The 26162-nt window shown below is 50.3% G+C and carries 17 protein-coding genes; 2 read left to right on the top strand and 15 right to left on the bottom strand.

Annotated features, from left to right (window positions below):
• Nucleotides 1-228 precede the first annotated feature (228 nt).
• The 4 genes from SY83_RS20155 to SY83_RS20170 form a co-directional block, all read right to left on the bottom strand.
• The gene (locus tag SY83_RS20155; protein ID WP_068609812.1) at nucleotides 229-462 is read right to left on the bottom strand and encodes a hypothetical protein; all 234 of its coding nucleotides are present in this window, start codon (nucleotides 460-462) and stop codon (nucleotides 229-231) included.
• 144 nt (nucleotides 463-606) lie between these two features.
• The gene (locus SY83_RS20160) at nucleotides 607-1446 is read right to left on the bottom strand and encodes a hypothetical protein (protein WP_068609814.1); all 840 of its coding nucleotides are present in this window, start codon (nucleotides 1444-1446) and stop codon (nucleotides 607-609) included.
• A 49-nt stretch (nucleotides 1447-1495) separates the two neighbouring features.
• A complete protein-coding gene (locus tag SY83_RS20165) occupies nucleotides 1496-2593 on the bottom strand; it encodes a threonine aldolase family protein (RefSeq protein ID WP_068609817.1) in 1098 nt (365 codons plus the stop codon).
• 55 nt (nucleotides 2594-2648) lie between these two features.
• Nucleotides 2649-3734: an AI-2E family transporter gene (locus tag SY83_RS20170; protein ID WP_197479906.1), complete on the bottom strand. Its 1086-nt coding sequence runs from the start codon at nucleotides 3732-3734 to the stop codon at nucleotides 2649-2651.
• Nucleotides 3735-3865: 131 nt separating this feature from the next.
• Between SY83_RS20170 and SY83_RS20175 the strand changes: the two genes are divergently transcribed.
• Nucleotides 3866-4705 carry an SDR family oxidoreductase gene (locus SY83_RS20175; RefSeq protein ID WP_068609821.1) on the top strand — a complete coding sequence of 280 codons (840 nt, stop codon included), beginning with the start codon at nucleotides 3866-3868 and terminating at the stop codon, nucleotides 4703-4705.
• Nucleotides 4706-4768: 63 nt separating this feature from the next.
• Here the strand turns inward: SY83_RS20175 and SY83_RS20180 are convergent, their stop codons facing one another.
• The 4 genes from SY83_RS20180 to SY83_RS20195 form a co-directional block, all read right to left on the bottom strand.
• On the bottom strand, nucleotides 4769-6892 hold the full coding sequence (locus SY83_RS20180; protein WP_068609823.1) for a heavy metal translocating P-type ATPase: 2124 nt from the start codon (nucleotides 6890-6892) through the stop codon (nucleotides 4769-4771).
• Nucleotides 6893-6912: 20 nt separating this feature from the next.
• Nucleotides 6913-7239 (bottom strand): ArsR/SmtB family transcription factor, encoded by a 327-nt coding sequence (locus tag SY83_RS20185; protein ID WP_068609825.1) that lies wholly within the window; start codon nucleotides 7237-7239, stop codon nucleotides 6913-6915.
• Nucleotides 7240-7377: 138 nt separating this feature from the next.
• Nucleotides 7378-9240 (bottom strand): asparagine synthase (glutamine-hydrolyzing), encoded by a 1863-nt coding sequence (asnB, locus tag SY83_RS20190; protein ID WP_068609827.1) that lies wholly within the window; start codon nucleotides 9238-9240, stop codon nucleotides 7378-7380.
• Nucleotides 9241-9437: 197 nt separating this feature from the next.
• Nucleotides 9438-10733 (bottom strand): DUF455 family protein, encoded by a 1296-nt coding sequence (locus SY83_RS20195; protein ID WP_068609830.1) that lies wholly within the window; start codon nucleotides 10731-10733, stop codon nucleotides 9438-9440.
• A 94-nt stretch (nucleotides 10734-10827) separates the two neighbouring features.
• Between SY83_RS20195 and SY83_RS20200 the strand changes: the two genes are divergently transcribed.
• Nucleotides 10828-11748 (top strand): AraC family transcriptional regulator, encoded by a 921-nt coding sequence (locus SY83_RS20200; RefSeq protein WP_157279893.1) that lies wholly within the window; start codon nucleotides 10828-10830, stop codon nucleotides 11746-11748.
• 34 nt (nucleotides 11749-11782) lie between these two features.
• Here the strand turns inward: SY83_RS20200 and SY83_RS20205 are convergent, their stop codons facing one another.
• From SY83_RS20205 to SY83_RS20235, 7 genes are all read right to left on the bottom strand, one after another.
• Complete coding sequence (locus SY83_RS20205) at nucleotides 11783-16351, bottom strand: fibronectin type III domain-containing protein (protein WP_068609833.1); 4569 nt, start codon at nucleotides 16349-16351, stop codon at nucleotides 11783-11785.
• Between the two features lie 18 nt (nucleotides 16352-16369).
• The gene (locus tag SY83_RS20210; RefSeq protein ID WP_157279894.1) at nucleotides 16370-19444 is read right to left on the bottom strand and encodes a hypothetical protein; all 3075 of its coding nucleotides are present in this window, start codon (nucleotides 19442-19444) and stop codon (nucleotides 16370-16372) included.
• A 263-nt stretch (nucleotides 19445-19707) separates the two neighbouring features.
• Nucleotides 19708-22179 (bottom strand): alpha-L-rhamnosidase-related protein, encoded by a 2472-nt coding sequence (locus SY83_RS20215; RefSeq protein WP_068609837.1) that lies wholly within the window; start codon nucleotides 22177-22179, stop codon nucleotides 19708-19710.
• A 107-nt stretch (nucleotides 22180-22286) separates the two neighbouring features.
• Nucleotides 22287-22952, bottom strand: coding sequence for a ribulose-phosphate 3-epimerase (gene rpe / locus SY83_RS20220; RefSeq protein ID WP_068609841.1), 666 nt, complete (start codon nucleotides 22950-22952; stop codon nucleotides 22287-22289).
• A 52-nt stretch (nucleotides 22953-23004) separates the two neighbouring features.
• Nucleotides 23005-24042 carry an alcohol dehydrogenase catalytic domain-containing protein gene (locus SY83_RS20225; protein ID WP_068609843.1) on the bottom strand — a complete coding sequence of 346 codons (1038 nt, stop codon included), beginning with the start codon at nucleotides 24040-24042 and terminating at the stop codon, nucleotides 23005-23007.
• Nucleotides 24043-24063: 21 nt separating this feature from the next.
• Nucleotides 24064-25110 carry a galactitol-1-phosphate 5-dehydrogenase gene (locus SY83_RS20230; protein ID WP_068609845.1) on the bottom strand — a complete coding sequence of 349 codons (1047 nt, stop codon included), beginning with the start codon at nucleotides 25108-25110 and terminating at the stop codon, nucleotides 24064-24066.
• A 56-nt stretch (nucleotides 25111-25166) separates the two neighbouring features.
• Complete coding sequence (locus SY83_RS20235) at nucleotides 25167-26069, bottom strand: sugar phosphate isomerase/epimerase family protein (protein WP_068609847.1); 903 nt, start codon at nucleotides 26067-26069, stop codon at nucleotides 25167-25169.
• Nucleotides 26070-26162: the final 93 nt, after the last annotated feature.

Genomic DNA, 26162 nt, shown 5'->3' on the forward strand with positions numbered 1-26162 from the left:
CCAAAAGAAATTTATAGATTTCCACCTTTAACGCAAAAAAGAGACACCTCATCTTATGAGCGCGTCTCCGGTGGTCCGGTCGGTATAAAACATATAATTCCAATATGTATAGTATGATTTAACTAGATATTAAACGCAACTCTGTTTGATGTCAAGCAAAAAAAAGACTCGGCCGTGGTAACAAGCCGGGTCTTTGTTAAGCAGGTTTTATTACATTGCGCACCACAATTACTCTGCCTGTTCTTCTTCCGCTGCAGCTGCTTCTTCGTCGGCTGCTGCAGCTTCTTCCTCGGCTGCCGCAAGCTCTTCCTCCGCGGCCTCTTGGGCTTCCGCAGCAGGCTGTTCCGCAAGTTCTTCGGCGGCTTCTTCCGCTTCCGCTACTTCCTCCGCAATGATTTCCTCGGTTAGATCTTCCGCATCAATCTCGGTGATTTCCTGAACGATTTCCTCGTCTTGGCTCATGTATATCACCTGCCTTTATCTATAATTGTAGCGCTTACATTTGGGCGCGACAAGAGGTGTAAAATGTCGGTTTATAGGAAGTTATGCGGAAAAACGAACAGGGCTGAAGATGTGTATCCTCTCCTCAGCCCTTAAGGTTCCGCTTTAAAGCTTTTTGATTTTTGAAGGATTATTGATCTTGTACCGCACTTCCTTGTTCAGCTTCCGGTCGGCGAATTTGGCTTCGAACGAAATCTGTCCGCCAAGCTCCAGCTCCAACTTCTTCAGCGTATTGCTGTTACTGGACCAGGCTGATTCAATCGCCAGCTCTTCCCCGTTCGCCAACGTTAGCACCACGTCTTTATAAACGATAATCTCATCTTCCGTTTCGTTAAAGTGATTATATTTGGTCGTAAATTCTTCTATGGTGGCCGTTGCCGCCACCTTATCTTCAGGCAGGTTAATTTTCGGTTTCTTTTCTTTCTTCGTCGCCTTGGCTGGTTTCGTTTCCATCCCGGTGAAGTTCTCCGGATCTGATATGTCAACAACACCGGGCATCGTTGCTTTAGGCTTTGGTACCGCGGCGGGCGGTGAACTAACCTCCAACTGCTCCGCATCAACCTTAGCGCGGTCATCAGTATCATCACCAGACTCATCCGAATCAGGCTCGCCTTCGCCGTTGTCGTCCGAAATCACTTTCACGCCGGCGCTGAAGCTGGCAGCTTGCATTTCTTTAAGATATGCATAATGAACATTATGGAGATTGCCGTCCTGGAACTCCACTACACAAGTCAGCGGATGATCATATCCGACCAGTTTACATAAACGCTTGTATCCTTTGCCTTTGTACCAATATTCATCTTTGGTCTTCGCCTTTTCATTAATCAGGCCCCATTCCAGAGCTTTATCCCGCAGCTCTTCTTCACTTTCGAATCGGGTCAGATCACTGGGTCGAATGTACGGTGTAAGTTGACTTTCTTCCAAATGCGGCAAATCGGTTTTCATCGCGGACTACTCCTGTCTACATATGTATAGCTTATATTATATCCCTTATTTACGTTAAAGCTACCAAACGTTGATGGAGCAAGTCAAATGCTTTCTTCACCGATTCCTTTGAAATCTTTGTATATCGGTCACCTATATTGACCTCAAAGGAACATGTAGAATTTCCATTATTCCCGGTTAAATAAGAGGTCAATCCAATCCCTGTTTGCTCATATAGAGCAATGAGCTCAGGCTCCAGTTTCTCTGCCGGAATTGCAGCATGCACATGAAACATATTAGATACGGGCACGTAAGGGACCGTGGTTAAGCCAGAACAGGCGTTATACAACGCAGCCAGCTCTCTCGATTGCTCATAATACTCGTCCATCTTAGGCAACCTTTGCTTTATGTAATACTCAGCGCTCAGAATATAGGGATAAAGGCTGATTAAATCGCCGCCGAGACGTCTTTTCCAAACTTTAGTTTTCTCTGTAAATGAAAGATCACCCGCAAGGATCGCTCCGGCGACCCCGCCGATCCCTTTGTAGAATGAGATATATACACTGTCAAACAACTGACAAACTTCCGCTGCGGTTTTCTTATAATGGGGCAACACTTCAAACAAACGCGCCCCGTCCATATGCAGTTTGATACCAAGTTCACGGCAATACTTTGAAATCGCTTCAAGTTCTTCATATGTCGGCAACTGACCGCCGATCTCGCGTTGAGGTAATTCCAACAGCACACAAGAAATATCGGCTTTCATCTGTTTGATATCTTCCAAGCGGATAAGCCGATCAGGTTCACCTAACAGCACCGTTTCAATCTGATGTAGCTCTCTCAGGCAATCCTCTTCATGAATTTCCGGATGGGCCAAGGGATGATAGGCTACCCGCCTCCATCCTTTCTCATCACACCATAATCTTAGAGCGATCTGCTGGGCCATCGTACCGCTCGGGAAGAATACGGCGGACTCTTTCCCAAGCATCGTTGCCATTTCGGTTTGAAAATGTTCTATAAGCTCGCCTGTACCATAAATATCGCTTTCCATATTCCCAGGGTAAGAGGATAAAGCATCCATTAATACTTGCACATCTCTTGGCCCATGGCCGTTTAATAGGTATGGCGTTAACTTGTAGGCTTCCTTTAAAGTCAGAGACTCTTGCATTCGATGAAACTCCTTCCGGATCGTGAAATCCCCTCCATTTTAGCATATCTGTATATTACTGCTCCAAGATTTCTTCTACTTTGTCTTCCATGAACACCTCAAAGATTTGCTTCATAATAATTTTAATCATCATATAGACCGGAATCGCAAGCAACATCCCCAGAATCCCAAAGAAATTACCCGCGATTAATAAGATCAGAATCGTTGTGAACGGGTGTATATCCAGTGTTTTCCCAAAAATAAGCGGCGATAATAAATTATCCTGAATCTGTTGCGCAACGACAATGATCAGAACCACCCATAATGCCATCTGAGGGGATTCAATAAATGCGATAATGATTGGCGGAATCGCGCCAATAAACGTACCTACAAACGGTATGAGCGACAACACAGCAGCTACCGTAGTGAGCAACAGGGAGTAAGGCAGCCCGATCAACAGAAAGCTGACATACATCATCACCGCTAGAATCAGGGTGCTGATCATCCGGCTGGCGATGTAACCGCTTAGGGCATGGTCAATCTCGTCAAGCGCTTTATTCGCCTTAGGCCGATACGTTCTGGGAATAACCTTCAGAATATGCTGGGGCGCTTTCTCTCCATCCTTAAGAAGAAAGAACAGTATAATGGGAGCCGTACCGATTACCACAATGAATCTGGAAATAAAGGCAAGCACCATATTCGTATAATCCGTAACTACGGAAAAAGCGCGATTCGCGTATTCCGACAATTTATCCGATAGATTAAAATCCTCCGTGTTCAACATCGACAGATAATCCTGATCCAGAAACGCCATCGTTTGACCGCTTAGCGCGTTCACCAACTCCGGGAAGTTCTTCACAAACTCACGAACCTGCTCGACCAATACCGGCCAGGCGGCAACAAAGGTAATGACCAGAACAACCACGATTGAAAAGTAAATCAGGAGAACAGATACAATACGCTTGGTGTTCCGCCTGTCCAGATAATGCAATGCCGGTCGCAGAACATAATAGAAGAATCCTGCCAACACGAACGGAACTAACAGGAGATTGATGATTTCAACGACAGGTCCAAACACGAATCGTACCTTGTACAACAAATAGATAATTAACAGTACCGCAATGATGCCGGCGCAATTTTTAAGAAATCGGTTCGTTACCACAATAAATCTCCCCCTATCATCTCTAACTCTATTTCTTACCCTGTTTGCTGTGAGCGCACACCTTGTTTTGGAAAAAAATAATTTATTGATATAATATTTCTTGATAAAGCCGAGAAATAAGGAGTGTTCACATGAGTAAAATCATTGCGATTACAGGAGCTTCAACGGGTATAGGATTAGCCACCGCTTTGAAATTGGCGGATAACGGGTGGACGGTCTACGCGGGAACCAGAAATGTTGAACGCGATCAAGTCAAATACGGGGATAAAGCTAATTTGCGTTTCATCGAAATGGAAGTGACCGATCCGGGTTCCTTGCAGCGCGCATTCGATCAGATTGAGTCTGCGCACGGGTACCTGGATGTTCTCTTCTGCAATGCCGGGTTTGGGTTCCTTCGCGCCTTGGGACAAGCGGATCCGGCCGATATTGAACGCGTGTTTGATACGAATGTGTATGGTGTCATGCATTCCATTCGTGCGGGTCTTCCCTTGCTTCGCAAAGCGGCGTCGGGTCATATTATCGCCACAACCAGCGTAGGCGGCTTGGTCGGACAACCGTTTAACGAAATTTATTGCGCCAGTAAATTCGCGGTTGAAGGCTTGATTGAAAGCTTGGCCACTTATTACAAACCTGCTTTCAATATTGATCTGACTCTGCTGGAACCCGGGGCCGTTGCAACCCAATTTAACAGCACCGTGATGGGACATGTGGAACAAACCGGCGGTATACTTGAAGATGAATATAAGCCGATGCTCACGAAGTATATAGATACGTTTCGAAGCAGGACCACGGCGCCGCAAACAGCCGAAGGCGTGGCAGAAGTCGTATGGGAATTGCTTCATATGGAACCGAAACCGCTGCGAATCCGCACTTCCGAAGGGGCGGAACAATTCGTTCGGTTTAAGGTACAGAATGATCCCACAGGTCTTGAAGGGGTGCTGAACACCAGGAAATTACATTTGAATCTGTAATTGTTGCTTCATAACACAAGCTGTTCCCATAATCGTTATTAGGGAACAGCTTGTTTGTGCACATTACTGTGTTTGTGGCTTCTTGTCGGATAGGAGCACCGTCAGACTGACCAGCGTTACGAAGATCGTCGCGCCCATATCGGACAGAATCGCGATCCAGAGTGTAAGCCATCCCGGAATGGTGAGCAGCAAGGCAATCAACTTCAAACCAAGCGCGAAGGTTATATTAAACTTAATAATCGCATTTACCCTTCGGGCAACGGAGATCGCTTCCGGAAGCTTGCCCAAATGATCCTGCATCAGAACAATATCCGCGGTTTCGATGGCGCTGTCCGTCCCTTTTCCCATCGCGATGCCAAGGTCGGCACTCGCTAAAGCAGGGGCATCATTAATACCGTCTCCGATCATAGCAACCTTCCCTCGGGTTGCCAAATCCTTAATCTTGGCCACTTTATCCTCGGGCAACAGATTGGAGAAGTACTCTGTAACGCCTACGGCTTTGGCCACTTTTTCCGCTGTTTGGGCATGATCTCCGGTCAGCATAACAGTACGCTTGATCCCGCTTTCATGCAGAGCGCGAATAACGGACGGGCTTTCTTCACGGATTTCATCCGAAATAGCGAAGATCCCTAACACGCTCGCTTCATCGGCGACCAACACTAATGTGAATCCTTCAGCTTTAAGTGCCTGGATATCTTGAAGGATGTGATCTGGTATGGATAGATGCCGCATACTATGTTCATTGCCAACCGTATACATTTGGCCCTGTATTCTAGCTTTTATGCCTTGTCCGGATACCGTCTGTATTTCCTCCGCTTCCAGAGGAACCATCCCTTTGCTGCTTACAAAACTTACGACCGCCTTAGCGAGCGGGTGAGAGGATGACTTTTCAGCGGCATAAGCAATCTTGTAAAGCAGATGTTCATCATAAGCCCGTACTTGTTCAACATGCGGTTCCCCTTTGGTAAGCGTTCCTGTTTTGTCAAAAGCTAACGTATCCATTCGCCCAAGCTGTTCCAGAAACACGCCGCCTTTGATCAGAATACCGTTTCTCGCATTCCTTGTAATCCCGGAAACGATAGCGATCGGGGAGGAAAGAATCAGAGCGCACGGACATCCTACAATGAGCACCGCAAGAGCTTGATAGATCCAGTGTTCCCAAGCCCCGCCTAAGAAGACAGGTGGGATGAACAGGACGAGTAAACTGATCAGAATGATTGCCGGCGTATAATATCGGGCAAACCGATTGATAAACAGCTCTGTTGGTGTTTTCGTTTCTTGCGCTTCTTCTACCAGATGCAGAATCTTAGCCAGTGAGGAATCCTGATAGGCTTTATCCATTCGGATTTTCAATACGCCTTCGTTGTTAATGCTTCCTCCGTATACCGGCTCTTGCAACCCCTTCTCGACAGGAAGCGATTCGCCAGTGATAGCCGCCTCATTCACCGAGCTCTTCCCTTCGATAACTGTTCCGTCTGACGGGATTTTCTCCCCGGAACGCACCAACACGATATCGCCGGCACGTAACGAAGAAATCGGCACCACCTGCTCTTGCCCTCCTGAGATGACAGTCGCCTCTTTTGGAGCTACTTGCAGGAGAGCCTCCATGGATTTACGAGCTTTCTCCATTCCAAGACCTTCCAGAAGTTCATTCAACCCGAAAAGCAATGCTACCAGGGTAGCCTCTTTCCATTCGCCGATCCCGATGGCGCCCACAAGGGCAATGGTCATCAGTGTATCAATATTAAATTTCAAGCGAAGCAGGTTTTTCATGCCCTTCAGGAATGTCTTGTACCCGCTTAAGGCCATGGAGAGAAGATACAAGATAACGGCTGGAACATCGGGAATTTGAGATTCAATCGCAATGACAGCAACGAACAAGATCGCGCCAACAAACAACAGTCGCTTCATCATGTCATTCCCCTCATGACTGTGGTCATGGGCATGGCCATGGTTGTGGTCATGGTGATGAGCATGATGGGGATCACCCTGAGCCGAGTCAATAAAAGCACCGTCGGATTTAAGCACTTTCTTTACAGCATCTAAGGAAACCTTCGGATCAACCGTCAGCTTACCGCTGTTGTAGCTGAGCCTGGCCGATTCCCCGTACTCCAACCGATTTAGTTGTTCCTGGAGTCCTTGCGCGCAATTGGCGCAAGTAAGTCCTTTCACTTTATACTCCTTCATACCATCACCCTCAGCCTTTCTCAATCATGACATGCATGAATTATGGCTTGCTCCAGCAAATCCATGACGTGTTTATCATCATGGGAATAAAACAGCGTCTGTCCCGCTCTTCGAAATTTCACGAGACGTAAATTTTTCAGAAATCGAAGTTGATGGGAAACCGTAGACTGCAACAAGCCAAGTTGTTCCGCAATCTCATTTACAGAGTATTCACGCTGAGCCAGCAAGTGAAGAATGCGAATTCGCGTAGAATCCGATAAGGCTTTAAAAGTCTGGGATACGATAAATAAAGTTTCTTCATCCAACGGTTGGCAAGGTTGTTTACTAGTATCGGTATTGCTTTCCATTTCATTCACCTCAATAACTAATATATGAGTATATGTTCATATGTTACTTTATGTAAAGGTGATTTGTCAATTCCAGTCATGATGCCTTTATACACAAAAAAGCCGCATAATAAGCGGCTCATCGTGCTATAGAATTCCTCATGCGATTTGGGTAGGCTTAATGTAAGTTGCGTGCCAAAGGGAAAAGATATATATGGTCCATAATTTACGGGAGTAGTCGCCTTGACCGTTGCGATGTTTGTTCAACATGGCTTTGACTTCTTCCATCCGGAACCATTCGTCCGAACCGCTCCCCTTAATCTGTTCTAACATCTGATCGCCCCATTCTGTATGCAGCCATTTCCGTAAAGGAACCGGAAACCCGAGCTTTGGTCTGCTCAATACATGATCGGGCACAATCCCTTCCATAGCTTTGCGCAACACATATTTGGTTGTACCTTGCGCAAGCCGATAGTTATGCGGGATCTTTCGCGCAATCTCAAATACGTTCTTATCCAGGAACGGGACACGCAGTTCCAGGGAGTGGGCCATGCTCATTTTGTCAGAAACCATTAAGATGTCGTTCGGGAGCCAGAAGTTTAAATCAATCGTTTGCATTTGGCTTACTTCATCCAAGTGAGCAAACTTTTCATAAATCGGACGTGTCAGCTCTTGTGAGACTACCCAGGGTTTAAGCCAATCCTGCTGATTCAGGACCAGGTGCTTCTTCTCATCTTCCGAGAAAATTTTCGCGTTGCCCACAAACCTGCCCTCCAAAGGTGTAAGCCCCCGAAGCAAATAGTTTTTCCCATAGAAGGATCCGGGTGTTTGACGCAGCAGCCTCTCAAGTCCAGACTTCAGTCCGTCGGGAACCCAGGAAATCGGCCTTAACGAGGAGGGCTCTCGATAGATGCCATAACCACCGAATAGTTCATCCGCCCCTTCCCCCGATAATACGACCGTAACTTGCTCTCTTGCCAGTTTGGACAAACGAAAAGTTGGGATTGCCGCCGGATCCGCAATAGGTTCATCCATATGCCAGACCGCTTCCAGCGTATCCGCAAAGAAAACTTCCGGTGATATAAGCTCCTCATAATGCTCTGAACCGATAGCCGCTGCCGTCTCGGCCGCATACACCGTCTCGTTGTGCTCACCCGCGAATCCAACGGAAAACGTTTTTAGGGAACGATCCATCGAAACATAGGAAGCTATGGACGAAGAATCTATGCCTCCCGACAAGAAGCATCCAAGCGGAACTTCACTATGCATATGATCTTTGACAGATTTCTTCAGGCTGTGGCGCAATTCTTCAATAAACGTTTCAATGGGGCGGTTTTCAGGTTCAAAAGCAGGAGCCCAGTAAGGTTGTTTCGTGACTTTTCCTGACTTGTTAATGTGAATATAATAACCCGGTTCCAGTTTTCGGATGCCTTCAAACATCGTTTCCGGGTGAGGAACATACTGAAAAGTCAAATAATGCATAAGACTATTCGCGTTCACCATCGGAATTACGTCGTCGACCGTAAGAATACTTTTGATTTCCGAAGCAAAAATAAACTGGTCCTTATCCTGATAATAATAGAAAGGCTTAACGCCAAAGTGATCCCGGGCCGCAAACAGCTCCTGTGTTTCTATATTCCATATCGCAAAAGAAAACATGCCCTGTAAGTGCTCCAAGCATTTCTCTTTATATTCTTCATAAAGGTGCAAAATAACTTCGGAATCCGTATGGGTGCGAAAAATATGACCTTTGTCTTCCAACTGCATTCTAAGGGATTGATAGTTATAAATTTCGCCGTTGAACACCAACCATATACTGCTGTCTTCGTTCGGCATAGGCTGCGCGCCTTGTTCGAGATCAAGGATGGATAAACGGTTGAAAGCTAATCCCACTTGTTCATGAATTTGAATTCCGTTCTGATCCGGTCCCCGGTGAGTCATGGTGTTTGTCATTTTTTGCAACATATTATAACTGGGTTTCCGGTCGGGGTTAAAATATACAATTCCTGCAATGCCGCACATCTGCAAATTCCTTTCTAATGGCCTTGTTCAGAAGGCGTTTCATATTCACCTCTTCTAATACCATAAACGATTGCGAACGTGATGTTGTTGCGTGAATGTAAAACAGTATTTCTAAGTTGTAAACATTACAAACATTGCAAACATGAAAAAACACATGCGAGGTCAAGCATGCATGTGTTTAGATTACTATAAACTTCTTATAATCGGTCGTAGCTTAAATTCTTGAATTCAATCCGCCCGCAGAAGGCGAAGTGGGAAATGCTCTTGCGTTCCGCTTCGGGCAATTCCTGCATGACACCCTCAATCATCCCGCGAATAAGCTCCTCCAGCGTTCGATGATCTCCCAGCCGCTGGCTGAACATCGGCTCAAGCCATTTCTTGCCGAATTTTACGTGGGACCGTTCGTCCACAATATCAATTTCCGCTGTCATGCCTGAAATGATGTCGCCTTTCTCGTAGAAAGCCTCCATGGATTTCTTCTTCCGGGAGAAGGAGCAGGTTTCGCCAAGCATTGTCAGGTGAAGATAATATTGCTCCAGCTCGGTTACCGGCTTCTCATCGTATGGCAGCGGAAGCTTCTTCGGATCATAACCCATCTGCTCCAGGCGGCGAACGCCCATGAGATGATGACGGACTTCATCCCAGATATGCCGGCTGAAATCAACGAAGAATTCAAACGGCATATCGTCCATCCCGTAGAAGACGTAGCACATGGGATCAATAACCTGAATTTCCGTCGCGTAATGCCACATGAACGTCTTCAGAGTACCGGCGAATTCCTCCGGGAATTCATCGAGTTTGACGTTGGTGTCGAGCCAATCGGGCATTGAACGCTTTTCCGGCGCGGGTCCGTAAGGTTCGGCTGGCGCAACCGGCTGCGTGCACAAGGATTCTTCCTTCTCCAGCAAGCCGCCGATGTATAGCAAGTATTTCTTCGTATAGCTTCGCCAACGTTCGACCGAGCTCAGCGTTTCCGGTACTGCGACCGCATTGTGAATGACCTTGTGGGCCCATTCCAGTTGTTTCCGTTTCTTCGGAATAATCTCTTCCAGCAACTCAATCGTAGGCGCATCAAAGATCGGATCGCAGACATACAGGTAATGCTCGTAAGATGCGACTAAATCGCGTTGCACCTCTAGGAACCAGCCGCCCATGAACGCATGAAAGGAGTCGGCCCTAGCCACGTTCTGCAGCAGCTCTTCGAGCTTCTGCGATGGGATCACAATCTTCGCATTGCCGGCAAGCTCTTCCTTCCGCTTGCGGAGCTTTTCAGCGATGGTCATATTTTGCCACATATAATAAGTCAGTTGCGTCTTCCATTCGAATTCGGCCGCAGCCGGCACCCATCCCGCGATCACCCGCGAAGAGACCCATTCTATAAATAGTAATCTGTTTACCAGCTGAATTTGGTCGGACACGGTCACCCAGTATTGACGCAGCTGGCTCTGCACCTCACCGGATTCAAATTTCTCGATCTCGAATTTCTGTAACATGATATAATCCTCCTTAAGAAGTAACTGCTTTCATTGTACAAATTTGACGCGTAGACCCGCTTGGAGGATTTGACGCGTTTCATTGGATTATCTTATGAACACGATTCGTGAAAGGCAGGCCAGCGGGATGGTTATGTACCGGAGCAGCGATTATTTACAGAGTCCCGAGTTCCCTTTTCATATGGATAAGTATGAGATTCGGGCAGGACAGTTTGTTGAAGAACACAGCCATGAATTCATAGAATTCGTGTTTATCGCGGGGGGACGGGGCATTCATCGCTATCAGCAAGAAGAGTATACGGTCGCCAAGGGCGATGTCTTCGTGATTGGACCGGGGGTTGCGCACGGATATCGTGTGGATGCGGGCGATACGCTTGAAGTATACAATCTGTTGTTGGAACCACCGTTGTTGTCCGGTGAATTGGAAGCGCTCTTTAAAGTAACGCCTTTCGTTAACTTTTTCTATGTGGAACCTTTTTTACGCAAGACCGTCGAATTTCAATCCAGGCTTACTCTGGATGCCGCCCAAATTATTGAGCTTCAATATCTCATCGGCAAAATCAAGCAAGAATACCTCAACCAAGATGCCGGCTATCAAGTTTTAACGAAGACGATGCTGATTGAGCTGTTCATCTTCCTCAGCCGCATCTATGATCGGAATAAAAAAAATCCGCTGGCCGCGCTCACCGATGAAGGCAGGCTGTTCCAGCAGGTTTGTGAATTTATCCGGATGCATCATATGAAGCCGCTCACTCTGACCCAAGCTAGCCAGATGTGCGGATACAGTCCCTCCGCCTTCTCGGCCAAGTTCAAGCAGCATACCGGCAAGACGTTCGTGGAATACCGGAATGAAATTAGGTTGAACGTTGCCGGTGAATTGCTCAAAGGCACGGAGTTGAAGATTCTGGATATCGCGTTGAAAGTAGGTATTGATGACCTGAGCTACTTCAACCGGATGTTCAGGGGATTGTTCGGCGTAACGCCCGGAGTTTATCGTCGGGATGCCGGAAATTGAAAGGCGCTGACCAATGCGGTCAGCGCCTTTCAGTTCATGGTGCAATCAATTGCTGCAGCCCTTTCACAGACTTCATTAACAGATCTGCCGTTGCAGGTGTCAAAGTCGTTCTGTTCTTATCAATCTCTTGAATCAGCTGCGGAAACCACTTTGTTCTCAGCTCGTTCTTGGTTGCCGCGGACATGTTGGCTGACTTCATCTTGATGATTGTAATGATGGCACAGATCCCGTCCGCAAGCTTCTTGTTAGTCACTTTCTGCTTCACCAGTCTGCACAACCCGTCAAACGTAATCTTCACCTGGAAGCTTACTTGTGTGTCCGCTCGGTTGCCGGCACGGTCTACCGCGTTGTAGGCTGCGGTGTTAGCACCGAAGTTATACGTATAAGCCGGTTTAGAGGATGATGTGCATGCGGCTGTTGCGATTCCGGACGTAGCGTCACTGGAGGTGCATGTCAGCAAGACGGTGTGATCCGCGTCGTATACGGACTTATCGGATGTTGCAGTAAGTACCGGCTTCGTCATATCTAATACGATCTCGTCCGAGAACACCGTGCTCACATTACCGGCCTTATCCGTAATTCTGACAAACAGCTTATGTGCTCCGTCCCCCGCAGGTAAATTCAGTGATTTTTCCTGTACAAAAGGCTCTTCCTCGGACCACTGCTTGCCGTCCCAGGAGACACTCATCATGGCAAGCCCGCTTCCGTTGTCGGAACCCGTCAATACAGCTTTAACCACTGTCGTTCCTGTGAATGCGGCCCCTTGTTGAAGCTGAACCTCGCCTGTCGGAGCAGTAAGGTCCACCACGAATGTGGTTACCGCCCCTTCCATCGTGCCCTGACTATTCACAATGACGGTGTAATCCCCTTCCGTTGCGTTAGGAAGTGTGAAGGAGACGACGTATTGGCCGGTGTAACCACTCACCGTCTGACCTACGTATACGATGCGGCCGTATTCATCGGTCACCTTGACCGCCACCGGTTTGCGGTTTCCAGACGTAACTGTGCCTCTGATATTGACTTGATCATTGGCGTTAAGGAATGAAGCTTGAACGGTTACTGACGCATGCGCTGTGGTGACCGGCACAATTTCTGATGACTCAGAGATAAGTCCCACCTCATCTTCTGCGCGTACTGTAAACGAGTACGGTGTGTTCGGATCCAGATTGTGTATAGTCCAGGTTGTACCCTCTGTAAATCCAGCCAGTCGGATTCCATCATAGACTCTGTAGCCCTTCACCTTGTAGTTATCCGTGGAAGGATTCCAGGAAAGCGTCACACGGGTTTCCTTCACATTGGAAGCCGTGACGCCCTGAGGCGCGCTTGGAGGAAGTGCGTCTCCGTCTTTACCGAACATTTCCAACTCGGACACATTCGCATCCTTGCCGGGTGCAGGCATATATCGGATGTATCGATATCCCTTCACATTACGAATGACCACTTCGTTCCATCCTTCTGCCGGTTGTATGCGCATCGTATACAGCGTATCATAACCGCCATCAGCCGATAATGCAGATCCTTGGAACTTACCGCCTTTCATATCCGCAGCTTTGGCGCCGTCAACGAAGAACCGAATTTTAGTTATCTGCTTGTATTGATTCTCACCCATATCCATGCCGACATATCCGCCGCTGCCCGTCATTGCCGCATAAGAAGTAGACGTATCGCCATCGAACGCTTTCGTCACATCACGGTTTGCATCGATTCCCTCGGTTCCAAACGGCGTTCCTTGCAGCCGAGTGTAGGGAGGATCCGTAACTACGCTGACCGGTAAGCTGGATGCAGACACGTTTCCTGCTTCATCTTTCGCTTTCACCGTGAATGTGTAAGTTTTGGACGGCTCGAGGTTTAATACGCTGTATGCCGTCCCTTTCGTACTGCCCACCATGTTGTCATTCGCGAACACATCATAAGTTACCGTTGTTTCGTAATCCTTAGCGGCTTGCCATAACAAGGAAACCATCGTATCCGTATGGGCATTAACCGCAAGTCCCGCAGGCACGGTCGGAGGCGTTGTATCCGGCTCGCCGTACCCCGAGTACGTGATACTGTCAATCCACAATGTAACAGGATCATTGGCAAAAATATTGAATCCGAGACGCTCGGATGGCGAATCTCCTTGCGTAAAATCTACGCTGTACGTGTTCCATTCGCCCTTCTTCAAGTTCGCGCCGTCTGCCCAACCTCCGTTAAACGTCCATCCCGCGCCGAATATCATAGGCTGCAGCGCGGAAATCTTCGAATCTGCCGGAATGTACACGCGGAACGTTATCGTCTGGTTCTTATGAATCCTTGGATCCGGCCGGTCAATGCCTACGCCAACAACGCCGGTTGAAGCGCTTCCTGCGAATTGTACCTTCACAGACCCTTCTCCCTTGTAGGCGAATGCGGAATCCAGGGACACCGTTGCCGCGGTCCCGTCGAACACTTTAAAGCCGTGCATATCCCCGTTCTCAAAATTATAACGGGTGAAGTCCGCAGGCTCCACAGTTGCGGCTTGCAGCGGAGTACTTTCACCGGACGCATTGCCTTCACCGTCCAACGCACGCAGGATAATCGAATAATTTGTTTTGAACGTTAACCCGCGCACCGTAAATTCCGTTTGGGACGTTGTCCCCTTCAGCGCGCCGTTCACCAGAATCTGATAATCCGTGACACCAACATTATCAGTCGCTGCGTTCCAGCCCAGGGTAAGCGTCGTATCCGTTGCGCGCTGCAACGTTAAACCTTCCGGGCTTTGAGGAGCTTCGGTATCTAATACCGTCGGTAAGGCCGCACTGTACTTCGTAGCGATCCGAATTTCATCGAACGAACTCTGATTGGGACCGCTTCCTCCATAGTAGACCATGTTGAGGAAAGTCAGATCTGCCGAGGAAGTCGCAATGGCATCCGGTTGCGCCGGTGGAGAAACGAAGTCCGCAGGATCGACATACATACTGATTAAGGTCGTCGGGTTATAGTCGATTCTCATCAGAACCAGCGTAGGTTTTCCGACGATAACCGGTATGTTGCTTCGATATACATTGTTATCTATTTTTAAGGACCAATAGCGTTTGCCGTCCGCGTTCGATGCGGAACCGAAATATCCGGCTTGCACCCCTTGCTGCCAATATTCGTTACCGTAGCTAAGCTCGTCATTGTTGTTCTGGTCTTTGCGCAGCAGGGCGCTGAACCAGAGGGTCTTTCCGTGCTTGCCTGCTTTGCCGTTCTCGAGTAATTCTGCGAAAGGACCTGAAGGACTTAAATCCAGTCCGCGATAAGCGGTCAGATAGGATTTCCCACCCGCACTATAGCCGCCTTCCTGATACAATCCAGGATAGGTTAATGGCGATGCGTCACGCACTTCGTACCCGGGAACACTGTTGTTCCCGTCCTGCACCTCCCAGTCGGCTTTCCAGCCGCGACCGCCGCCGCTTCCGTTCAGCTTGCCGGTCGCGGCACCAAACGGTTCCCACGCCAGCAGCTTGCCTGGAACCGGATCAACGGTCTCCGGCGGTGTCGTCACATCCAGAACCTCACTGGACTCGGATACGTTGCCCGCATAATCCACAGCTCTCACTTGGAACTGATAGCGCGTGTCCGGCTGCAAGCCGGCTGCATCGTAGCCGGTAGTGACGGTGTCCGCAAGGTATGCGCCATCGTTATAAATCTGATATTTGGCCACCGCGTCATCATCCGACGAGGCTTGCCAGTTCAATTGAAGATAGGTTGATAACAAGGTACCCGCAGCGACACCGACAGGCGCTGAAGGCGGGCTCGTATCCTTGGCCGTCGGGGCAACCGCACCGAAAGAGGTGCCGATTCGCAGCTCATCGAATAGTCCCTTGCCCGGACTGTTTCCTGCATAGAATGTCACATTGGAGAAGGACAAATCCGCAGCTGTCTCCGCTTGGGCCGAAGGAACAGACGGCTCGCCGCCGTTTAACGCCGGATTCACGTATAAGGAAACTTTATTTGGGGTCCCGTACTCCACCTTCAGCGCAAGGAACGAAGCTTCATTCGTTACGATCGGCACCGTGCTTGGATACGTGACACCGTCTAACTGGAATGACCAATAGGTCGTTCCGGTAACGGTCGGCTCCGCACCGAAATATCCGGCCTGAAGCCGCATGGAGTTCCATTCATAACCGAAGGAAAGGTGATCTCTGTTATAGTGATTCTTGCGCAGCATGCCGCTGAACCATAACGTAGTTCCGGGCTTGCCAATCTTTCCGCCGCTGGTAACGTACTCTGCGAACGGTCCAGTATTGCTCACATTCATGCTCCGGTAAGCGGTTTTGAAAGAAGATCCTCCGGTAGCGTAACCTCCTGCGGTGGTCAGGTTGGAATAGACGGGAGGCTCCGACGTCTCCGTCTGGTATCCCGGTAACTGCGTGTCGCTGTCCTGAATCGTCCAGCTGCCACCAAAGCCGCGTCCCCCGTCAGCAAGTTGTAAAGAGGCGTTGTTATTATAAAGAAACGGATCATAGGCCAGCAATTCCCCCGAATCCTCTGTTAGGGCGGGCGTTTCCGCCGTTTCGGCCATAACGGGCACCACCATCATGTGCAACAGCAGAACAAAGACTAGAGAAACAGATACCATTTTTCTGAATATACAGCTCATCCTAATGCCCACCTCCCTTTATTTACGGAAATCATCGACATTCAGTGATTCGTAGATGGAAGAACCCTTCAGATTATACAAGGATTCCATATTCAATTTCTCAGAAGCCACAACAGGCGCTTCTTTAATATCCCCCCGTCTGTACATCAGCGCGTAGGCGGGGAACTGACCCATAATACCTGGTGTATTGATCGGCCATTTGTCAATCTTGGTGGACCATCCCGGTTTGTTCATGGCAAACCAGTGCAATACGTCAATACCTTGCATCGCTCCGTATGCAGCCATAAAGAATGCGCCTTCTGCCGTATAAGGTGTAGGATTCGTCCACGTAATTTCCGAGATCATAGAAGGATGACCTTCGTTATGAATCATCTTTACCGGATTCGTGTCCGGCTTGGTAACCACCGGCTCGGGCTTGAACGTATCGCCGGTCTGAACGGTATATACCATTCCGTTCGTAGCGCCGTGATTAGCTTCGAAATAAGCGTGACGATCAATGATATCCGCCGGCTCGTAGCTGTAGCGTTCAAGCGCTTCCAGTTTCTGCGGATCGGCCGTGATCCAGTTACTTGCACTGATCATACTTTCCGAGCCGATGTCGTCCCGCATGAAGTCAACCATCTCCTGATAGAAGTCGCGGCTGGTCTCAACAAGGAACCTCAGTTGGTCTCTGCGCCGCTTATGGTCGCCCTCTTCACCCGTCGCCCATGGAGTAGGTCCGATTTCTTCCACTTGCATCACCGTCTGCTCGGGAACGTCCGCCCATTCCTTCTGTAAAGGTCCCCACGCGTCATATGCCGCATCGATCGAACCGTAACGCGCTACAAGCCACTGGCCGAATTGACTGTACAGGTTCTGCTTCACTTTGTCAGGGTATTTCCAATCGGCGAACGTCCAGAACAAGAAGCTGTCTTCATTCTGAATTTCCAAATTGGCAATAGCGGGCTCCTTCGCGAGCGGGGTTCCGTTCTCGTAAGGATTCGGCGCCGTCAACATCTTGCGCAGCCCTTTCTTGTATACCTCTTGCTGCTTCTTGTCGAATAGCAACAATCCGAACGGATTCTTGTTCCAGTCGTAGAATTCATAACCGGGTTGCTTATAATCCTGCGCATTGGTCATATCCGACCACAGCACGAAATAATAGCTGAGATTCGTATAAATCCCTTTGTTCTTCATGGCATGCACGAAGTAATGCATGCGGCTCAGTGTGTCATCGGTGATTACGCCATTCTCATCGAACAATTCTCCATGAAGACGTACAGCATTCACACCATACTTCGCAAGTTGGCCTGCCATATAATCCATGTCCGAATTTTCCAGGTTGAGCACTTCCAGCCCGCTGTTAATGCCCCAAAAGCGCGCTTCCTGGCCGTTCCCGAGCAGAAGCTTCTCGCCTTCTGAGCGGATGAAGCCGGATTGCCCCGCCCGCTTCTCATTCAGGTAGGTCAAGTCGATCGGTGTTACCTGACCCGGTTGCTCGAGGTCCGGCTCGAATGCCCAATAACCCGGTTCGGCTAGTCCAAGCTTTTCACCGGGACGCACTAGCCCGCTTGGAAGAAAGGACTGCTTTGTGAGCAGGAAGGCATCCAGGGCCGCAACCGATTCTCCCGTTTCCTTCATTAACTTGATCTCAAAGGTATGCTTGCCCGGTGTTAACGCTACTCCGCCCATAGACACCCAGTTTGCGCCGATAAATCTGCGCAAGAACGTGTCGTCAAGCAGTGTAATATTGCGGTCCAGCGTCTTCCATTCCCCTCCGTCAAACCTCCAGTGGAAAGGCCCGTGCAGCCAGAATTTACGGACAAAGAAAGAATATTGACCATTCTCCGGCACGTTGATCTCGTATGTAGCCGAAGGCGGATTCGCTTCATCGACTTGCGTCGGTCCCAAATCCAGCCAATCGCCGCCCGATAACAAATGTCGGGTTGTCGGGAGCGTCTCCGCGCCGAAATCCGAATTGGCGAACTGACCGAAATTGGTGGATACCGGGGATTCGCCTTCCCACCAGACGTAGACCGGCGGTTTATTTACAATTGGAGCGGGAACATAAGGGTCCTGCAGACCGTTGCGTTCCACCAGAGTGTACATGGTATCCGCAGGAAGCTGGACGGTGACACCGCCGCTTACGGTGGTAACCGGCAGTTCCCGCTGAACTCTGCCGTTGCTGTCTAGGGCATACACCTTGCTGATATCGTTCATCTGCTTCAACAACACGGTTGCTTCAATATTACGTACATTCATGGGACCTCCGCCCAGTGCCGTAATCTTGCGGGTGCCGTCCGTTCCCGACGCCTCTGTTCTGAAACCGTAAGGTATATTCTCGGTGAAAGCTTGAATCAACAGTTTCCTGGACGTTTCAATAGGACTGCCGTCCATGGAAGTAACGGCAATATTACCGAATTCATTGGTAGAGGTAATCCGTACGTCTTTCAGTTCTACTCCGTTTGCGGCTGCAAGTTTTCCCGTTACGGCTTGACTTCGGGCTGTATTCAGCCGAACATGGCCTTGACCGTATTTCCACTCCAGCTCTCCTGTGGCGCTGGTAATTTTTTTGGCGTTCTCATCGATATATTGCGTAACATCTGCGGCAAGCTTCATGGCTGTGTCCGTTGAGAAACTTCGCGTGACTTTGCCTGTGAACAACAAGTAAGGATTTAATTTCGCCTCGGTTACGGGGGAAAGAGAAACCGTATTGACTTCCACGGAATGGGAAAGCGGCCTCAAATCAGTCAGGTTGTCCCAACTCATCAGTTTAACGGAACGGACAGATTGAGCATCTACCTCCCCGACGGGAATGACAACCGCTCTTGTTTCGCCAGCTTGCATTTCTGTTACTTCCGTAACGGCATGAATTAAACGATGTTCCTCCCCATAAATTCCGATTACCAGTGTCATAGCCAAAGAGCCTGAGGTTTCATTCTTCAACGTACCCGACACCGTGTTCGTGCTTCCGTTCCAGGTCACTGAGGACCAGGTAACCGCATAGGCTGCCGCAGCCTGGATAACCCTCTCGTCCGATGTTACGCCCATACCTCCTGCTGAAGTCAGTAACATGGCCGAAATTGTAGTGCGAACACATAATCCTCTCAGCATACCGTTACTCGCCACCTTTCCATATCAGTTATAGGGCATCTAGGCTTTTCATTGACCTATAATAACTTCAAAACGCCCTCATGCTTTACATCATAAATGTAAGCGAATACATAATAAACGGAAAATGATCCTTTCTTATGTGAAAACGGTGCTCTGAATGTAATGACATGACCATTTTCCCACATCAAAAAACGATGCCTAAGGTATGTTGCAACAACTCCATAACCTTAGTGCACCGTTGTTTAAATTTTATATTTCTATATTCAAGACTGCAGTACCTGCGGCACCGAGCTTGGGCAAGTCGCTGTACACTTGTCGCCGCCTATGCAGTATACTGCGGTGCCGTCCGGCATCATCAGCTTGACAGGAATGCGCGGCGGAGCGGTCGCTTCAATGAAGAAAGTGTCTTGATCCACACGCCAAGAAACGTATACTTCACCGTGCGGCGTCGCAACAGTTCCCTTCGCCCATGTCAACGGACCTGGCTTCGGTGAGACAAGAATCTCCGCGTAACCCGGAAGGCCCGGCTTCACACCCAGCACCTCGGCTGTGAAATCATAGAGCGGCACGGCTCCCCACGCATGGCAATCACTGCGCTGCATAAACGGGTCCTCCGCCCACGAGGTCATGTTCAAGCCGACCATTCGGTGCCAAGGCTCCCATGCCGCGTAAGCTTCCTCATAGATGCCTGCCAGCGCCAGCGCGCGGAATACGTAGAAGCCGTTGGAGTACGACATCTGCGGCAGTTCCTTGTCGCTCAGCGCGCGGCGCAGTAACTCTCTGGCATCTTCGCCAGAGACAAGCCCCGCCAGCACGCCGTATACCTGCATGTGCTGGCTGTAGGCCTCAACGTCCGGAGAATCGCGGAACATCCGCTTCTCCGGCGACCACGCGCGCGATAGCAACGCCGCGCGCACATCGCGGGACCGCTGCCTATACTCGGCTGCCGCGTCCCCGCGCCCCGTCGCCTCGCACAGCTCGGCGACGTAATCCAGCGCCACCGCGTACTTCATGCTGTACGCGGTGTTCGCGCCTGCATGCGTGGCCGGCGGAATCCCGTCGGGCCACGCCTCCACCCAATCGACCCAGTTCCAATACGCGGGGTCGTTAGGACCTACCAGCCCGGCATCGTCCAGCCGTCGCTCAAACCAGCCCAGTACGGCCTCCATCGTCGGCCGGTAACGCCGAACAAGCTCAAGATCGCCGAAGTATTGATAATGATCCCAGACGATTGAAGTCCAGTCCAGTGCGAAGCCCGGGATGACCTGAGGCTCGACCGAAGGATAACGGCTTTGCAGAATGCCCGAAGGGAGCAATGAGCTGTGATAATCGTATATCGCGCGCCTAGCAAGGCGGTCGTCCGCGCTGAGTTGATACGTAAACAGGATCTGCAATCTTGTATCAAACGTGTATTGCAGCTGCTCGTAGAAAGGACAGTCCTCATATGTTTCATGCATACAACGTTGCAGCGTGTTAAGCGAAATTCGCCACAGCGGAGCCAAACGCTCGTCCGACGAGTTGAACAACGCCTTAACCTCAAGCGGATAACCTGTTTCCCGATAGGAGAAACGCAGCAGCGTCATTGGTTGTTCGTCCGTCTGAATTTCCAATCGAATATAGCGAAACGTTCGGAACCAGAACGGTTCATATATTTCCGATGCTGCCCCCTGTGCCGCTGATCCGCACCCCGCGGCGATATATTCATCCCCGTCTCCGGCAAGAAATGTGTCTTGGAGCGAATCGCGCAACCCTTTGTTGCGCTTTCCGTGCTCAACGGGTTCGCTCTCGTAGCATTCCGAAGACAACATACGCACCCTGCTGGCTTGGCCTCCCGCAAGCTCTGCTCGCAGATACCCCGTTGTCAGCTCGCCCGCATCCAGTTCAACGATGTAAGTTGAATGGGGTTTAAGGACGAGCGGCGCTATCGCATCCTGTCCCGACAGTTGATCAGCTTTCGAAGTAAAGAACATGGATTCGTGATCCGCCTCGACACTTCCGCTTGCAACACGGCGGGAAATTGCCCGGAAGGCGGACGGCCGTTCGAACAGAAATGGAATCGGACGAGGAGCCAATTGCCAAGGAGGAAGAATACCCGCGCCCAATATGGTGTCGCTTATAATAACAGCCGGCTTCCAGCTTGATGCGTCATACCCTTCAAGCTCCCATCCATGCGGCAATTGCCTACCGTCTACACGTTCAACACCACCGAGGAATATAGATGTCATCCACGATTCCTGCTCAAAGGTAAGCGCTTCATCTTTGGAGCATAACCATTGTTCGTCCGTATGCAGGGATGCCACCACAACACCTGTATCCGCCAAGCGCAACTCTCCATCCAGCAGAAACACACCGGTATCCGCTCGCCATACGGAGGTCATCCCCGCACCGGGACGAAAGGGTTCGGATGTGGCATAGTGCAGCACCTTCGCCGCAATCACATTGTTGCCATGCTTTATATATTCGGATACATCCACCGTTTCATAATAATGGGTGTTTCGATCCCCCTTGCAGGGGCCTATCGCTACTGAGAATCCGTTCACATAAAGCCGATACCGGCTATCCGCTGAAACCCGCAGTACAAGGCTATATTCCTCTTCGGAAGGAACCTGGAACGATTTACGGAAATAGACCAACTCATGACCTCCGGTTATGGATTGACGAGGCATGCCCTCATCCCAAATCCATTTGCCGCGAAACCGATGTGTCTCTTCCGGTGTGTGTATGTTTAGAGCCATAGTCAATTCAACCCTTTCCTGATCATGTAACAAAAATCAAGCGTCCCATATATCATATAAGACGCCGCGTTCTGATACTATTATCTTTTGTTGATGTTTGTTATCTATTAAGCGATGCAATCTCTGAACTGCTTCGTGAGTTCCTGGATATTCTCGCCCTTGCGGAAAATACTGGACGTACCCGCCACGAAGATATCCGCGCCGGCCTCGCGCATCCGCACGGCGTTCTCCCAGCTTACATTGCCGTCGACTTCAATCTCAATATCGGGGTAGCCTTGCGCCGCCAAATAAGTCTTGACGTTGGAAAGCTTCTTTAGCGTGGCCGGCACTAGCTTCTGACCGGCGAAGCCGGGGTTGACCGTCATGATGAGCAGCACATCGATGTCATCCAACACATGCTCCACGGTATAAACAGGTGTCGCCGGATTTAACGCAACGGCTGCCTTCGCCCCGCGCTCGCGAATGGCCTGCAGTGTGCGCTGCAAGTGGGTTGTGGACTCCTGATGGACGGAAACGATGTCGCCCGGCCGGATGTCGAACAGGTGAAGATGATCCTCAGGACGCTCCATCATCAGATGCAGATCGAACGGAATCGCCGTCAGTTCCCTCACACAGTTCATCAGATCCGGACCTAATGTGAAATTAGGAACGAATCGTCCGTCCATAATGTCCCAATGCAAATATTCAACGCCAGCCTGCTCCAGCTCGCGCACTTGATCCTCCAGACGCCGGAAATCCGCGCACATCATGGAGGGGGAGATTTTGCCTGCCATAAGAGGTCCTCCTTTCGTTAAAGGGTTGGTTCCTGTTGCTTGCATATGTCGGTTAGGGCTTCACAATGACACGGAAGCCTTCGTGGCTCTCCGCTTTGGCAATCGCTTCGTTAATGTGCTCCAGCTTGAATTGATCCGTCGCGTACTTCTTCATATCGATCGTGCCGTTGTTAATCAGCTCCACGGCCTGGCGGTGATGTCTTGGCAATGACCCATGCGCGCCATGCACGAACAATTCCTTATAGTGAATGATATTGGTGTCAATCGTCACTTTGGAGCGGTCCTTCGGCAATCCGCCGAACAGATTGACGCGGCCGCGGTTGCGAGCCATGTAGATCGCATCGGATTGGGCTTCCGGGGATGGATTGCAAGTGATGACCACTTCCGCTCCCAAACCGCCGGTTTCTTCCAGCACACGCTCGATGCTGTTTTCTTCCGCGGCGCAAATATACACATGGGCGGCATCAATCTTCTTGGCCATCTCCAGCCGCGGTCGGGAACGGTTCACCAGAATGACCCTTGCCCCCATGTTACGCGCGACTTCGCACAGCATACATCCGATGGGACCCGCGCCAAGGACGACAACGGTGTCGCCAATGTTGACATTTGAGAGTTCCAGACCGTTCAACACGCATGCTAACGGCTCAGCCAGGGCGGCTTCCTCGAACGTGACATGATCGGCGATTTTGTGAATCGGACCGTAATTGACAACCATTTTGTTCAAAAGAACGTATTCCGCAAAGCTCCCCGCAAACTGGTATCCCATCGCATAGTTGATTTGGCAGTTGTTGCCTTGCCCTGCTTCGCAAAAGATGCATTCGCCGCACGGCACATCCGCGCCAAGGGATATGCGGTCTCCCGCCTTGAACCGCTTCACATTCTTGCCGACCGCTTCAACGCGGCCCGATGCCTCGTGACCCAACACTTGCGGCAATTGGACCCGGGCGTTGCCATGGTGATAAATCCGAATATCCGAACCGCAAATGCCTACCGCTTCCACTTTCATCAGAATGCTGTCGTCATCCACCTCGGGAACGGGCAAATCCTTTACAACCATCTGATCCAATGCTTCCAGTACCGCTGCTTTCATCGTAATCCCTCCATGTCGTCTTTAGGATAAGTTCGTATACATGACTTTGTTATAAAATGCCGTCCGGTCGCGCATCATCTCCATCGCTTCGCGCAAACCGTCCAGATCAGTCCGGTGTGTGATTAGTCCTTTCAGGTTGAGCCGACCTGCAACCATGAAGTCCAGCGCCAGCTTCCATTCGTTCTTGGGCATGCTCGCATACGACGAATTCCAGGTGCCGCTCACGGTAAGCTGCTTGCGCAATATTTCCCAATATCCGTTCTGGGAAAGCTTCATCTCGCCGGCCGGATTGCCCATCAGCACGACACGGCCGCCGGAACGCGCCGCCTTGAGGCAATTCTCCCATGACGGCGAAGAACCGGCTCCTTCGACACAGACGTCTGCCCCGCGGTCATTCGTCACGGAGCGCACCCATGCTTGCACATCCTGCTCAAACGCGTTCACCGTGTGCTCGAAGCCCTGTTCGCGGGCGAATGCCAGCTTCTCAGGGTCGATATCCGCAAGAAGAACGCGGCTTGCGCCCCACGCCTTCGCCCACAGTCCGAGCATGATGCCGATCGGACCTGCGCCGCTGATGAAGACGGCGTCGCCGATGTCGATCTTCGCCTGTCGGAGCGCATGGATGGCGACCGCCGCAGGTTCCGCCATGGCAATCTCTTCGTAGCTTAACGCAGCCGGCGCGGGAACGATGTTCCACAGCGGACAAGCGATATATTCCGCGAAAGCCCCGTCCGAGCGGGATCCCATGTAGTCATAATTCGAACAGGTGGCATAGTCGCCAATTTCGCAGGAAGGGCAGCTGCGGCAAGGGAGGAGCGGGAACACCGCGGCGCGCATGCCGATCAGAGAGGCGTCGACGCCCTCGCCGACAGCCGATATTTCTCCCGCGAATTCATGTCCCGGCACCGTTGGGAACGAATACGTGCCTTTCGTGAAGACGCGCGGAATGTCGGAGCCGCATACGCCGCAGGCGCGGACCTTTACGAGAACTTCACCGGCCCCCGGTGACGGCATGCCGATGTCCTCTACCCTCAAGTCGGAAATGCCGTGCAGAACAGCTGCTTTCATCAGGTTTCCACTCCTTCACGTTCGTTTGTTCGTTTGTTTGTTTGTTCATTCGTTTGTTACGCTTTGACGAATTGTCTCCAGTAGTTCACGGAATCCACATGATCCTGAATAATCTTGAATTCGCTTCCCCAAGCCTCGCGGTGCCCAATTTCGAAGATCAGCTCCGCCTCCTCCGCGCCGGAAGCTTCAATCGCCTCAAGAAGCGGTTCCCCAAGGACGATGCCTACCTTGTTATACTCCTCGGTGAACGGCCAATGACGGCTGTGGTTCAACTCCGTTTGCTGAATATGAATAATCGGCGAGTCCTTGCCGAGCTCCCGAACCCAGCGGTACGGATCCCGATCGTTCGGATGCGGCGCGTGGCCTACATCGAGACAGATTTTGAACGGAAGACCTGCCCCGTCATTTAACCGCTCCAAGAGCTCCTTCGTATCTGCCACGGTATTGGCCATCTCGCGGGGAATCGACATCGGTTCGAACATCAGAAATTCCATCCCGAGATCGCGGCAATGCCAGCTGAGTTCTTTCCAGTGCTTCAAGCCTTCCTCGATGATATATTCACGGCGCTTCGGATCGTCATAATTCGCGAACGTGAGAATGCCGAAGTGGCTGCCGGTTGATTTGGCTCCCATTTCCGTGGATATCTGCGCGAACTTCTTGAACCAATCAAGCCAAACTTTGCGCATCGCCGCATCCGGATGCATGAAGTGGTTAACGCGAGTGAAGGCGCTGGTGAAGGTGCTTGTGATTTCGAGCCCGTATTTAGCCGTGTTTTCATTTATAAGATGGACCTGCTCCTTGACAACCTCTTCCGGCAAAAACACATTCAGCAAATCCGCAACAAACTGCACATACTTGAGTCCCATGTCTTCCGCGACAATCTTCGTCCACACATGCGGCTCCACATATTTGTTGATGGCAAAACCCAGATTGATTCCAAGCTTTAAATTTGCGGGCATTCCGGCACCTCCGTGTGATATGTATTACTGATATAATTTAATACTATTTTGTATCAGTGATACATGCAACCCCTTACGCAAATTAAAAAAACT

The sequence above is a fragment of the Paenibacillus swuensis genome (assembly GCF_001644605.1).
Classification (GTDB): domain Bacteria; phylum Bacillota; class Bacilli; order Paenibacillales; family DY6; genus Paenibacillus_N; species Paenibacillus_N swuensis.

Bases quoted from the DNA above. Each gene is read 5' to 3' on its own strand.
- SY83_RS20195 (WP_068609830.1), bottom strand. From the start codon at position 10,733: ATGTTACAGAAATTCGAGATCGAGAAATTTGAATCCGGTGAGGTGCAG.
- SY83_RS20180 (WP_068609823.1), bottom strand. From the start codon at position 6,892: ATGAAGGAGTATAAAGTGAAAGGACTTACTTGCGCCAATTGCGCGCAA.
- SY83_RS20175 (WP_068609821.1), top strand. From the start codon at position 3,866: ATGAGTAAAATCATTGCGATTACAGGAGCTTCAACGGGTATAGGATTA.
- SY83_RS20165 (WP_068609817.1), bottom strand. From the start codon at position 2,593: ATGCAAGAGTCTCTGACTTTAAAGGAAGCCTACAAGTTAACGCCATAC.
- SY83_RS20230 (WP_068609845.1), bottom strand. From the start codon at position 25,110: ATGAAAGCAGCTGTTCTGCACGGCATTTCCGACTTGAGGGTAGAGGAC.
- SY83_RS20225 (WP_068609843.1), bottom strand. From the start codon at position 24,042: ATGAAAGCAGCGGTACTGGAAGCATTGGATCAGATGGTTGTAAAGGAT.
- SY83_RS20155 (WP_068609812.1), bottom strand. From the start codon at position 462: ATGAGCCAAGACGAGGAAATCGTTCAGGAAATCACCGAGATTGATGCG.
- SY83_RS20205 (WP_068609833.1), bottom strand. From the start codon at position 16,351: ATGAGCTGTATATTCAGAAAAATGGTATCTGTTTCTCTAGTCTTTGTT.
- SY83_RS20215 (WP_068609837.1), bottom strand. From the start codon at position 22,179: ATGGCTCTAAACATACACACACCGGAAGAGACACATCGGTTTCGCGGC.
- SY83_RS20235 (WP_068609847.1), bottom strand. From the start codon at position 26,069: ATGCCCGCAAATTTAAAGCTTGGAATCAATCTGGGTTTTGCCATCAAC.
- SY83_RS20160 (WP_068609814.1), bottom strand. From the start codon at position 1,446: ATGAAAACCGATTTGCCGCATTTGGAAGAAAGTCAACTTACACCGTAC.
- SY83_RS20185 (WP_068609825.1), bottom strand. From the start codon at position 7,239: ATGGAAAGCAATACCGATACTAGTAAACAACCTTGCCAACCGTTGGAT.
- SY83_RS20210 (WP_157279894.1), bottom strand. From the start codon at position 19,444: ATGCTGAGAGGATTATGTGTTCGCACTACAATTTCGGCCATGTTACTG.
- rpe (WP_068609841.1), bottom strand. From the start codon at position 22,952: ATGGCAGGCAAAATCTCCCCCTCCATGATGTGCGCGGATTTCCGGCGT.
- SY83_RS20200 (WP_157279893.1), top strand. From the start codon at position 10,828: ATGAACACGATTCGTGAAAGGCAGGCCAGCGGGATGGTTATGTACCGG.
- asnB (WP_068609827.1), bottom strand. From the start codon at position 9,240: ATGTGCGGCATTGCAGGAATTGTATATTTTAACCCCGACCGGAAACCC.